The sequence below is a fragment of the Burkholderia sp. SIMBA_051 genome, from assembly GCF_046534915.1.
Classification (GTDB): Bacteria; Pseudomonadota; Gammaproteobacteria; order Burkholderiales; family Burkholderiaceae; genus Burkholderia; species Burkholderia ambifaria.
Map to the genome: position 1 here is coordinate 41585 of NZ_JAWRXS010000003.1, position 12556 is coordinate 54140.

Sequence of the window (12556 nt, forward strand, 5' to 3'; positions counted from 1 at the left end):
ACAGTATTTGCGGTATAGATCTCGGGGGCAACGTACGCATTGAATCATGTTGTCCGATGCGTCCAAGTCGATCTCCGTTCCACGCAAAGTTCGCTTTTGACGCGTAATATCATCGCCAACTCCCGGCCAATCTCGGAAGTTCGTCGGCGCAAGCGTAAGAAAATGCCTCATCTCTACGCCACCGCGCGCTTGTCGAATTCCCCTATCCAATCGATCATAGTTTTGAGATCATCAGCCAGCTCGTCAACGCCCGGAAGATTGGCATCAACCTCGGCGGATTGCGAATGTTCGAACCTAGAATATTTCGTCATCATCTGATCGACGAGCACACAATCTTCTGGGGTAATCTTCGCCAATGCGCGAATCTGCTGAGTCTGGACGGAGCGCCGGAACCGCTCGATTAAGCCACTCAGCATGACCTTTTCGACGGACCGCTCGACGAGTATTCGAAAATCGCCACAGGCCGCTTTCATCTCATTGTCGTAACCCACATCGCCCGCATCTATAAGCTTGCGCAAAACGGGTAACCGGTGATCACGCAGTTTCGCGAAGCCTTTGTCGGGACGTTCTCTTCTCACATCAAGCGTATCCACGACGCCCACTAGCGTGCCAAGTCGTCGCAAGGATATGAAGGCTCGTGACGGCGAACCGCCTCCCGTGGCCGCTGCGTTCTTGCTGGCCTTATCCAACGCATCTTCTAGAAGAGCCAGCAATGACAGTCTGTGTGTGAAAACGATCACCTGCCGTGTGCGCGACAGCTCAACCAGGCGATCGGCAACGCGCTCTTCAAACTCCTGATCGAGAGATGAAATCGGATCGTCAAAAACGAACGGCATCGACTGCCCAGAGCCGGTGATATCGGCGAGGAAGGCTGCCAGCGCGACAATCCGGCTTTCTCCCTCACTCAGAACGGCATGGGCCGCGGCGTTCTGTTTCGTGTCGCGTAGCTTAAGCGCAAACGAAATTCGGCCCTTGCCCTCTTGCAAAGGCTCTGGACTGACGAGTAGGCGCTTCCCGCCAAGGGCCGATATCTCGGCGAGGAATCTTTCCTGATAGCCCTTCGCAAGCTCCTCGTCCGTGAGATCGTTTTTCTTGCGGGTGAGAGCATTCGTGCCCGTCAAACGGATCGCTTCGTCAATGTTGCCGATGATGCCTTTCCGAACAATTTCCGCTTCCAGAGCAGTCTTCTGCTGCGTCATCCATTCGCGCGCGCGAAGCTCCTTCAGCGTCTTTTCATGTTCGGCCTTTTTCCCATCTTTCTGCAACTCGGTAAGAATCGCTTCCTCTTTCAACAGCGATGCCGTAAGAGCGACCATTCCCTCATCCAACTGCGCCCAGCTGACTGGCGGCACGTCGGCCGCGACAATAGCTGTCTCGGCCGCCGCGCGGCGAGCCTGAATATCCTCAAGCAAGCTGTCAGCGTCGGTTGCTTCGATCTTCACGAGTCCAACGTCGAGGCGCCATTTGTCGACGGACGGTAACGCAGGTAAAGCCTTGATCAAAGAGTCGCGCAGCTTTTCCGCAGTATTCGCCCCAGTTTCAAGTCCGCCTTTCACATACGTTTCGAAGCTCGACAGCCGGGTGCGCGCCGCGTCATCCAGCGATTGCTGACACAAGACGCATTTATCCTCGCTTTCATCGACAGCAGGGAAGGATCTATCCGGGTAAGCCAGTTCTTCCGAATACTGCCGCGCCTGATCCCACATCAGGCGCCAGCTTTCCTTTCCAACGCCATCGAGCGGTGCATTGGCAAACACGCGCTCGGCGTCCTCTGTAGCCGCCTTCCGTTTTTCGGCCGCGTCCCGTCGAGCATTCAGAACTGCGAGCAGCTTGTCATCCGACAGCGCATCACGAAGGTTCTTCACTTCGTTTTCAAGCTGAACGAGGAGCTTCTTCTGGCGCTCCAGTTCCTTCAGGCGACCGGAAATGTCTTGCTGCTTTAGGCTCGTCTCGATCTTGAGGCGCTCGTCCACGTCAGCTGCGGTCCAAACGCACGCGGCATCTACGGCTGCCTGCGTTGTCACAGGTTTAATCGCCGCCCAGAATACCGCAGCTTTCGTGTCAGTATGGTCCGGCGGCATTAGCGGAAGCTTTGTCGGCAACGCGTTTTTCCGCCGCAGTAATTCGGCGGCCACCAGTTCCGATATTCCGATTAGCCGCGAGATGAACCGCATGCGGCGCGGCTCATAAGACGCCACATTTTTATCGTTGACGTACGAGGCGGCGACGGCAGAATCGAAAACGTGGATATGCCGGAGCTTTGCGGCTGGCCCCGCTGCCGCCGTCCATTCAACGGGCTCGGACGCGCCATTCTGCACCACCACGAATTCTGCCGAAGGTGGAACGGACTTCACTGAGAAGACGTCGGGAAGAAGGTCCGTGCGCGTTCGCGCACCGCACGCGTTTTTGACCAGCCGCGCAAAGCCGGACTTCCCGGCACCGTTTGGACCATAGACAATGACGAAATCCTTGTTGTCAAAATCGAGTGTGGCGTCCTGCCGGATCGCGTTGACTCCATTCACTTTCTCGATTTTGGACAATCTGATATTCAGCGCCGCGATCGCAGCAGCAAACGCACCTGTAGGCACCTTCTCGTATACGGCGGCTTGATCTTTCGCCGCCTCGGCAAGACAGAGTTCGGCAAGGGCGTTTATATCCTTGTCCTCTGGCGATCGTTGCGATCCGAGCAACCGCGCAGCCGCCGTTTGCAGCCAGCGCGGACGCTCGGCCAACCATTCTTCAAATGAGTCTTTACTCATCCTGCCCCCACGCGGTTGCGCCTTCGGCACACCATGCCGAACTGCGCAGATTCTTATCTTGTTTTTGTCCTGGTCTTTGTCGCACCTTTGCGCTGAGAAAGATCGGAAGCCGCCACTTCTTTTTGCTTTTTGCTGGACTTCGGATCGCGCAGAATCTTTGCCGCGTCAGACGCAGCCTTTTTCCCCGTTGCCATGGTCGCCCCTTACGATGTTCTCATTCGACTGGCTCTGCCGACGTCCAATAAGCGTATGTCCTCGCGCCTCGATTGACAAGAGCAACAACGATCGATGCTCGAACTTCGGTCTAGCGCAAGCGGTCGTCTCCAACCATAGACGCAAAGAGCTGCAGAGCCTCGACCTTTGTTCGCCCAGCTCCGATGACATGCAAAATTTCGTCAAATTTGAACGAAACATAGTGGCCCAAGCGCGGATTCAGCAGAATACCCTCCGACCACTCCTGCCCACGATTCTCGACTGCCGCAGCATATCCAAGCAACCAATACAGTACTACCTGTCGATAATCCGCTGCTGAAAAATTCCGATTCGAGCATTTGACTTCAATAAGACTAGGCCCCGTCGAAAAGTCACCGCGGCCGGAGGATACCCAACGAAGACCAGGTATAAGGGGGGCGACAATGACAGGTTGCGCTCGCTCAACTGCAAACTGACCGATGCTCGTGGCAATGTTCCGCCCGACCAACTCTGCGATAACTTGGTCTACGTCCGTGATCTTGTCGGGTAGCTCAGCGTCGAAGTATCGGCGCTGTCTTGCCAGCGCCACCCGCTTGCACTCTTCCCAGTTTGCGTTTCCGGACGTTAAAAGCATCTCGCCCGCAGCAACACCAAGCTCGAACAACATTGCGCGGTCGAGGCTGCTTTGCTCGAGCAACTCGGCGGAGATCGGCTGCATCCCCGAGGCAGAGCTTTTCCTTTTGTTCAGGTACGCAACAACCCCGGTGGTCAACCGAGGAAACACGGCGTCAAACAAGCCGGGCACATCTCGCGCCACGGTCCGCGGGTCATGCAGCAGCTTAGGCATCGGAGCACCATCCTTCATAAATCGACGCAAACGTCGCCTTGTCCTGCCGTTCAATTCCCAATTTGAGGGCGTGTTTAAAATTGAGCTCGACCTGGCGCCTGAATCCATCGCCCTGATCGCCAAACGAATCCGCTGCCAGCCAAACTAACCGCTGGCATTCGGGGCTCATGCTCGACCAAGTGCCGCGGAGAGCAGTGAACGCAGCTCGGTCCTTCCAGCGCCGCCAGCACTCAATGCACGCTCGCTTCACCGTTTCGGACCGAGCGCGTTCATAGGTGCGCTGGACGAATGTCGCACGCTCAGTAGTGCGCCGCGCCTGTAGAGTTCGCAGATAGTGCAGTATGCTGGCCTCTGCCCGAAGCAAGTGAGACGAATGGTCTGCGATTGCGTCAAGCATGGAATCAACTTCCGGCGCGATGCTATCGAACGCTGGGTCCGCCCGCAGACCAGTTATCCCTCGCATGATCGTCGACCACGACCCCCGAAAGGCGTGAAGGTTCTCCGGCGCGAGAAGCGTCGCTACAAGTTGAAGAGCGATTACAGGTTGCTGAAGCTTTAACGTTCTACTGATTTGGGTGACAAGAAAGTTATCCGGCAGAGCTTTTTCAAGCTCTTGGGCCAGAATCGATTGAACCTCCAACGTCGCCACCGTCTCCTTCAGTGATTCATAGTCGTCGATGGCAGTGTCCGAATACGGATCAAAATGCAGGTCGACTGCCCGAAGTCGGGATGCACCATCTTCGTCGCCGCCCAGTTGTGCCGTGACGTAGTCGACATAGTGCTTCGTCGTCAGCATGACGGTCTTGCCCCGGTTTAGAGTGAGGCCGTAGTCTGCCAGAGCGTAGGAAAGTACCGACAACGCGCGGTACGCATCGGCGTTCGACGGTGCGATGAGCACATAGTCGTCAACGTACCGGAACCACCGGATTTCGCTGACGGTCATGCGCTGATCGACCGGATTCAAGAATAGTTCAGCCAGTGCGCGCGATGCTTGGCCGCCGACAGGAAGCCCGAACGAGCGGCCCGCCGAAAATTTCCCTAGTAACGCGGTGATCTGATTGCCAACCCGGCCGTCAGGAAAAAGATCGTTGATTGAGTTTTGGACGTAGTGATGCGAAACATGCTCATAGAAGCTGGAAATGTCGGTCTGAACAACTATCGCATCGTCAGGCATGCTGCGGGCCTCAGCAACGGTAGCCTCTCGGAACGATCGCCACGAGAAGCTTCTGTCAAACAACTCCTCGGTGCCGTCGCGCCGGAAGCGGTATGAACGCGCGTGAGGATCACGTTGGTCTTCAAGCGCATCGGCTATTGCAACACCTAGGCCATTGAAGTAGACGGACCAGAAAGGATGAATTTTTGTCGTAACGCGAAACCCAGCCGATCCGGTGGGCGTGAGAAGACGCTCATTGAAGATGCTCAGGGCGTCTATCTTGCGTTTGCTGTTGCTTGAACCATCTCGCTGCAATTCGTCGAAGAGGCCAAAAGCCACGTCCGCGAACTCGGCTTGTCGCTGCTGCACAAATCGAGTATCCAAATCAAACGGAAGAGTATCGTTGTCGCCGTGCGCACCGATATCCGCCGCGGCGCGGGAAAAGTGTTGCAACGTGACCTCTGGCATTTTAACGCTCGCCTATTCTCGAGAAGTTGCGTCACAGGGCAAAGCCTGCGGGTACGCAAAGTATATCCTTCGGATTGCTCGATCATGAGGGCAAGCAAATTTTTGCGGACGTCGTGATTGCATTCCCGCCGAAGCCAAGGGTTTCGCGGGAGCTCACCAGCTTGGGGCCGTCGTCCGGTCACTTGGGACGTTGATTTGTACCGGCCAGTGGATGCTTCGGTTGGGCCAGTGAGAGACGGCTCAATTGGGTACACCGTAATGGCCCAAGTGCCAGGGGCCGCCATCCTGGATCAATAGAGTCAACCGTGTTTTCGATCCATGATAGAATTGATCTATCAACCCTATTGATCCGGGTCTATCATGAGAAAACTGTACTACGGCAGGATATCGACCACGGACGGCCAGACCGCCGCGAGCCAATACGAGGACGCCAGAAGTCACGGCGTGTGCGACGCCGATATTTTCATAGACGAGGGGGTGAGCGGCTACCACGTGGCGCCTGACGAGCGGGAGCAATGGCGGAAAGTCGAGCACGATCTACGGCACGGCGGTATTCTCATCGTGCGCTGGCTCGACCGAATTAGCCGCCGCTACGACGAGTTACACCGAACGATGCAACGGCTCATGGCGTTGGGTGTGCGCGTTCACTGCACGCTGAACGGAATGACGTTTGACGGTAACGAGAAAGACCCGATCCAGAAGGCGACGCGCGACGCTGTGCTCGCGTTCATGGCGGCGCAGGGGGAGGCTGATTACAAGAATCGTGCAGAGATGCAGCGTCGGGGTGTGGCGCTCGCAAAAGCTGAAGGAAAATATAGGGGGCGCGCGCGCTCACACGACTACGCGGCGATCAGAGCATGGCGGGAAGAGCACGGCGCGAGCATCCGCGTCACTGCTGAGACCTTTGGCGTTGGAACGGCGACCGTCAAGCGGGCGTGTGCCGAGCGTAGCGCTTAAACCGTTGCCATACAATTGATGCCGCGACATCGTGGCAAATAGGTTTGCCAGTCCTGCAAAGCCGCGGAATTCATTGGCGCGCACAATAAGTAGCAAAAAGGCATGAGATCATTTTCATGGACGTGTGCCATATGTTGAACGTATCCGCTGCATTGCTGAGGACCGTGTTGTTCTGCGTCATGAGCTTGATCTCTATCGGGGGAAGTGCTTCGCAATTGATGGATGGAAACGCAGCGAGTGTAGGCACAAAACGAGTCATCCACGGAGTGAGCAAGCAAGCTTCAGTCGATCGACGCGGGACTGAGGATATGCCGCTAGTCGTACGCGTGCTCCCAAGCACGGAACCTACGTCGGAAGTCGCATCCAGTCAGAAGCAAGGGGTTCCAGAAACACAACGTCTGTGGGGATTCGCATCTGAATGGTGGTTGGTCGGATTCACTGGCTTACTCGTACTTGTCACCGGCGCGTTGGCGCTCTATACCGCTCGACTTTGGGGAGCTACGCGTCGACTCGTAACCGGGGCTGACGCCACCGCCGAGAGGCAGCTACGCGCCTATGTTTTTGTGGGTGAAATTACCGCCACAGAGGTCGAGTCTTCCGATCCGGGCTTGGTCAACAACTGGCGGATCGCCGTTGCATGGTCAAACGGCGGGAGCACGCCGACGAAGAACGCGCTCTGCAATATTAATTGGCAACCAATGAATCAACCGATGCCTGCAGATTTTGATTTCCCGGATCGCGCAGGCGCAAGCCGCCGCTTATTGATGATCGGTCCTCGTGCAGAAGCGCACTCGGCACATGTCGACATTCCTATCCCCCTGCTCGATCACGTCGCAGCCGGTAATCAATTTGTGTATGTTTGGGGGTGGATTGACTACAACGATATTCTCGAAGGAACCCCGCGGCACCGCACTGAGTTTTGCTACCAAGTTCTAAAGCATGGAAACCTAATGAGTTTCCAGCCTCACGGACGATTCAACGGCGCAGACAGAGAATGCTTGAGGAATCCTTCAACGTACGAAACTTGACCTCGACGCTTTCGTTGCGTAATGCAGAACTACGGCGCGTGCAACCTGCACGCCAAGGGGATGCCATCAGGCTGGTGCAGCGGCATGCCATTACGCTCAAGGCTATTTTTCTCGTGAGATTCATCGTCTTCCTGATGAGGTAAAGCATATGGCGGAAGTGGTCTCAGTGACGATATCAGTTCTCGCTCTCGCCGTATCGGTAATTACAGCTTGGCTCACGCTGGTTCACCGGGGAACGGTAAGGATGACTCGCCCGACCCAGATTTTCTTTGGGACGGATAGTTCGCGATGGGAGGGCGCCTCAGTATCGCCAAAGATATATTTACGATCCTTGATGTTTGCCACGTCCAAACGAGGCCGAGTAGTGGAAAGCATGCATGTCCTCTTAACCCGTGACGAGGCGCAGCAGGTTTTCAATATCTGGGTCTATGGCGAGCGAGAAAAGCTTGTCCGAGGAAGCGGTCTATTCGTCGGCGAAACCGGTGTTGAAGCCAACCACCACTTCTTGCTTGCGCCAAATAGGGAGGTGTTTAGGTTCGCCGCTGGTCAGTACAGGTTCGACGTATTGGTCCATGTGGTCGGCGATGAGCAACAGAGGCTGTTGTTCTCTGATGAACTTGAAGTAACTCCGGAAGCCGCCGACGAAATTCGTGCATCTGGAGCCGGACTTTACTTTGATTGGGCACCCGACGTGTCGCGCTACATAAGCCATGTCGAACGGAGTCTACGCCAACCGATACCGTGGAATCTAGGAACGTTTGCCGAACGCGACCAATGATCAAACCTAGCCCCGATATGCTTCTAGCGCGAATTCAGCGAGACTTGTTCGATTTCACTGAACGCGATTCAGACGACTTTACTGGTCTGGTCGAATTCTGGTATCGAGCGAATAGCGAAGCCCTGTCCGCGGCCCTGACGGCGCATCACGGATTCAACCTTATCCTGAACGTGCGGTCGTTCAGCAATTTCGAGACGCTCGCAAGGCGCCTCTTTCTGCTGGCAGACACGTTGATACTTCGGGACACACGGGACTGGGCTGCGGACAGGGCGGGTTATCGCGATATGCCGGTCCCGACCGGCGACTACCTACCGGGATTTTTGCCGGATACCTTGAATGAACTTCGCGAGCTCCCACCGTCGCCGCTGTCACTGCTTTATCGTCCGGACCTCTACTGGACCAATACAACCAAGACCTTGAACAACGGACTGCACGTCGCCTATGCGGGTTCGAACTACCACCCAATCCCTTCGGAATTTTTGGACTGGATTGGTGGCCGCGGACGGGACTACATGAGGACCGGTCAGGTTGTCTATGCTCCGTTCATCCCGCCTCTAGCTATGGAACTCGAGTTCCTGAAGCGCGAAGTCGATCTTCCTCGACATTTCGGTGCCGCGTCGCTTTTTCATCAGCGACACGACTGGCTATCAGATGGTCACCTACAAGCTTTACTTTCGCTGAACGTGCCTGTTTTGGACGGGCTGGACATTGCAACTCTGTCAGCCGTCAAACAAGATAACTACGACGCCTTTAGCTCGTTTAGTCGTAGCCTCATGGATTCAGTAAGCGGCATCAAGTCGGCCCTAGGCACTGAGGGCTTCGCACGCGAGGTTCGGAGCATTCAAAGGAATCAGATCGACGCGGCGCTTAGCGACGTCGAGAAGACAGTCCGCCGCATCAACCAATCGAGCGCTCTACGTGATGCGCGGCGAACACCCCCGACCTCATTTATGAGCTGGCGCTCTCGCTGCGGCTCTCGTGATTACCGCAGCCGCCATCATGAGAAGGAAGGTCGCGTCCGAGCGCCCATACTGTTCTACTCCCCCCTCGCTATCAACGTGATGTGCGAGATGAGTGTAGTTCCTTACGGCCTCTCGAATCATCTGTTCACGCTGAAGTGTCGACATGCTCACACGGTGCTTCTGGTACAACAGCATCGCATCTCGTGTGGCAGCCTCATCGCCAAGAATTTTCTGCGCGCTTTCGATGGCCAAACGGCACCGCGCGACGACTGCGTCGTACTCGCCATTTAACAGATGCCTATTGGCTTGGTGGAGAAACTCGATGGCTGAGCGCAGCGGGACTGCCTCCTCCCCAATGGGAAGGTGAACGCCGAGCACGATTACATCGCCGTGCCCGAGCTCTTTCAAAATTCGCGCCCAGTCGCTAAGGTTCACCGTGCAAGGAATGTCGTCCGTGATGGCTAGGTGACCGTATTGAGCAGAGAATCCCGATGCTACGAGATTCAACCTCAGCTCGACGTTTCCGCCTGTCCGCACTTCTTCGATGGCGAACATTTGAGCGTCACTCAGAGCAATGGAAAAGGTGTGGCAGACAATACCGCCGTCAGGGCTTGGAGCCAGATGAATCGGAAGATCGGGATGCACACGCCCCAACTCTCGGGCAATTCCAGAGTCGGTTCGCAAGTTCAAAACTCCCCATAGCACGCTGGCACCGATCTGCGTTTCGTCGGCTTTCCACGGTGTCTTACGAAACTCTACATTTAGGCGCAGGATACTTACTCCCAAGCCGCGCATTCCATTGACGTTGGTGATTCGAGCATCTGCAATAATGCGCGAATTGTAGTTCAGGCTCATGCCGTTGCCCCGTGAGCTATTGATTGCAGGTTCGTCTTCAAGCTACGTTAGTTTTGCATCAAAATCCCTCGCGCCAACCGCTCAGCGGCAGACTCGCGCTGGGCCCGGCCTGCCAGAACCTCAATGTTCGGCGCGGATCGTGCAACCAAGCCTTAGAAGCAATGCAGCCCGTGCCGAAAACGATCTTTCGTCCCCTCATCGGCTCGACTAGATGCCACGTATCGCCGGGTCTCGCGCACGACGGGCGACCGAAGAGTCCTTGCGACGCTCTTAGCAACTCGCGCAATTGATGTTTGATAGTCGGCTTGTGAGTCGAAAAACAAAAAACCCCGTAAGTCATTGACTTTACGGGGTTTTCCGCCATCATCTGGCGGAGAGAGGGGGATTCGAACCCCCGATAGGCGATTAACCTATACACGCTTTCCAGGCGTGCGACTTAAACCACTCATCCATCTCTCCGGAAGACCGAGAGTATAGCAAACTCCCGCGACCTCCCGCCAGCCCCTTCGACGCGCGGCTGTAAGCTGCCGGAAATCCGGTTTCCGTGGCCTGCGCGTTCGTGCCGCCGTGCGCGATCCTCGGGGCGATAGACGTGCTCGCCGCGTTCGACATGATCCGGGATGACCGCCCCCGCCCCCAAGTCTGCTATCTTCCCCCGCATCTCATCGCTTCCCCGCCTCTCCATGACTGACCGCATCGTCGCCGCGTTCGATTTCGACGGCACCATCACGACCACCGACAGCTTCCGCCATTTCGTCCGTTACGCGGTCGGCACGCCGCGCTTCGCGTGGGCCGGGCTGCGCGCGCTGCCGTGGATCGTCGCGATGAAAGCCGGGCTGCTGTCGCGCGGCGACGCGAAGGCGAAGTTCGCGTGGTTTGCATTCGGCCCGATTGGCGACGACGCGCTCGATGCGCTCGCGCGCCGGTTCGTCGACGGCTATCTGCCGAACCTCGTGCGTCCGGACATGCTGGAACGAGTGCGCGAGCATCGCGCGCGCGGGCACGAAGTCGTGCTGGTCAGCGCGTCGCCGTCGCTGTATCTGGAGAAGTGGGCGAAGACGGCGGGCATCGACACGGTGCTCGCGACGCACCTCGCGTTCGAGCGCGGCAGGTTCACCGGGCGGCTGAACGGCGAGAACTGCTGGGGCCCGCAGAAAGTCGTGCGCTTGCGCGGCTGGTGGGGAAATCGGGCGCCCGCGAAACTGTTCGCCTACGGTGACAGCCGCGGCGACAAGGAAATGGCCGAACTCGCGAACTGGGCATGGATCCGCGGGCACGGACCGATGCCGCCGATCGGCGATTGATGAATTGACGGGGGCGCCGAGCCGAGCCCGGCACGCCGCCGTTACGCGTCGGCCCGCTGCACGCTGCGCATCCCGCGATCCGGACAATACGCGCCCCAGCGATTCGCCCGCCTGAACGTGCCGACATCGTTGAACCGCACGCCGACTTCACGCAGCGCCGCATGCGCGGTGCGCGCGGTCAACTGCCGGATGTAGAACGGATCGCGCACCACGAAGTGATGGATCGCGTGCGTGCTGCCGAAGTTGAAGCAGAACAGCTGGAACGGCAGCATCCACCACGGGTTGAGCACCTGAGTCTGCTGGATCACGTTGCGCGAATCGATGTCGCCGAAGTAATGCATGTTCGAGCTGACGAAGTTGATGCAGAAGCTGCGCACGAAGTTCGGCCCGAGCCACACGACCGCAAGGAAATCGACGACGTGCATCACGCGCTCGACGAGGGCCGGCACGGTGATCGCATGGCCGAACGCATGCAGCGCGAACAGCCCGACGTGATAGACGATGAACGCGTGCCACAGCGCGTAGTACGCGTGACCGATCGGCATGTAGGACGACACCTGCTCGACGCGTAATTGCGCGCGTTCGGATGCATCCTGCACCGGCTGCGCGGCGACGTACTGCCTGACCTTGCGGCGCATCGCATCCGGCCGCAACACGACGGCGAGCATGCCGTCCGCGATCATCAGCAGCCGCTTCACGCCCCAGCGTTCACCGTTGGTGATGCCGAATTCCTCGAGATCCGATTCGCCGCCCGATACCTTGTGGTGATGCAGGTGCATGCGCCGGCGCGTCCACGGGTTGATCGTGCCCGGCCGCGTGAGCCAACAGAGCGCCATCATCAGGTGATAGGCCCACGGCGTCTTCTTGAAGTACATCAGGTGGATCAGGTCGTGCTCGAGTTCGTGGATCAGCGACGTGACGAACGCGGCGAGCGGCAGCGCGACGTACCACGCGATTGCGCCGCGCGCATACAGCCACGCGATCGCGAGCATCGCGCTGATCGACACGGCCATCACGGTCGCGCCGACGAGATTCTGGTTGTCGAGCAGCGGAAAGCGCGCGCGGATCGCGTCGCTGGCGGCGTTCACCTCGCGGCGGACATACGCGACCTTGTCGGCGTCGTGTCGAAAGACGGTTCGTGCGGGTTGGCTCATCGACCGGAATCCGTGCGGAAAGAGTGGGGCGCAATGCCGATGTGACAAGCATAGGCGCACCCCGTCACGCACACGAGGGCCGCCGGTGCCAATGATGGT

Annotated in this window: 9 protein-coding genes and 1 tRNA gene; 5 read left to right on the forward strand and 5 right to left on the reverse strand. The window is 57.5% G+C overall.

What is annotated here, in order from left to right:
* Positions 1 to 173 precede the first annotated feature (173 nt).
* The 3 genes from SB771_RS07650 to SB771_RS07660 form a co-directional block, all read right to left on the reverse strand.
* A complete protein-coding gene (locus SB771_RS07650; protein ID WP_410721787.1) occupies positions 174 to 2759 on the reverse strand; it encodes an AAA family ATPase in 2586 nt (861 codons plus the stop codon).
* A gap of 304 nt (positions 2760 to 3063) precedes the next feature.
* On the reverse strand, positions 3064 to 3798 hold the full coding sequence (locus SB771_RS07655) for a hypothetical protein (protein ID WP_410721788.1): 735 nt from the start codon (positions 3796 to 3798) through the stop codon (positions 3064 to 3066).
* The gene (locus SB771_RS07660; RefSeq protein ID WP_410721789.1) at positions 3791 to 5419 is read right to left on the reverse strand and encodes an RNA-directed DNA polymerase; all 1629 of its coding nucleotides are present in this window, start codon (positions 5417 to 5419) and stop codon (positions 3791 to 3793) included. Before SB771_RS07660 ends, SB771_RS07655 begins: the two co-directional genes overlap by 8 nt.
* Positions 5420 to 5779: 360 nt before the next feature.
* Between SB771_RS07660 and SB771_RS07665 the strand changes: the two genes are divergently transcribed.
* The 4 genes from SB771_RS07665 to SB771_RS07680 all read left to right on the forward strand — a co-directional run bounded on the left by SB771_RS07665 (position 5780) and on the right by SB771_RS07680 (position 9435).
* Positions 5780 to 6376, forward strand: a complete 597-nt coding sequence (locus tag SB771_RS07665) for a recombinase family protein (RefSeq protein WP_410721790.1) — start codon at positions 5780 to 5782, stop codon at positions 6374 to 6376.
* A 116-nt stretch (positions 6377 to 6492) separates the two neighbouring features.
* Positions 6493 to 7404, forward strand: coding sequence for a hypothetical protein (locus tag SB771_RS07670; RefSeq protein WP_410721791.1), 912 nt, complete (start codon positions 6493 to 6495; stop codon positions 7402 to 7404).
* 364 nt (positions 7405 to 7768) lie between these two features.
* On the forward strand, positions 7769 to 8182 hold the full coding sequence (locus SB771_RS07675; RefSeq protein WP_410721792.1) for a hypothetical protein: 414 nt from the start codon (positions 7769 to 7771) through the stop codon (positions 8180 to 8182).
* 44 nt (positions 8183 to 8226) lie between these two features.
* Positions 8227 to 9435, forward strand: a complete 1209-nt coding sequence (locus tag SB771_RS07680; RefSeq protein WP_410721793.1) for a hypothetical protein — start codon at positions 8227 to 8229, stop codon at positions 9433 to 9435.
* A gap of 932 nt (positions 9436 to 10367) precedes the next feature.
* Here the strand turns inward: SB771_RS07680 and SB771_RS07685 are convergent.
* Positions 10368 to 10458: transfer RNA gene (locus tag SB771_RS07685), tRNA-Ser, on the reverse strand.
* A gap of 224 nt (positions 10459 to 10682) precedes the next feature.
* Here SB771_RS07685 and SB771_RS07690 point away from each other — a divergent pair.
* Complete coding sequence (locus SB771_RS07690; RefSeq protein ID WP_175662639.1) at positions 10683 to 11303, forward strand: HAD family hydrolase; 621 nt, start codon at positions 10683 to 10685, stop codon at positions 11301 to 11303.
* Positions 11304 to 11344: 41 nt separating this feature from the next.
* Here SB771_RS07690 and SB771_RS07695 read toward each other — a convergent pair whose 3' ends face one another.
* Positions 11345 to 12457, reverse strand: a complete 1113-nt coding sequence (locus SB771_RS07695; RefSeq protein WP_175662640.1) for a fatty acid desaturase — start codon at positions 12455 to 12457, stop codon at positions 11345 to 11347.
* Between the last annotated feature and the right edge of the window lie 99 nt (positions 12458 to 12556).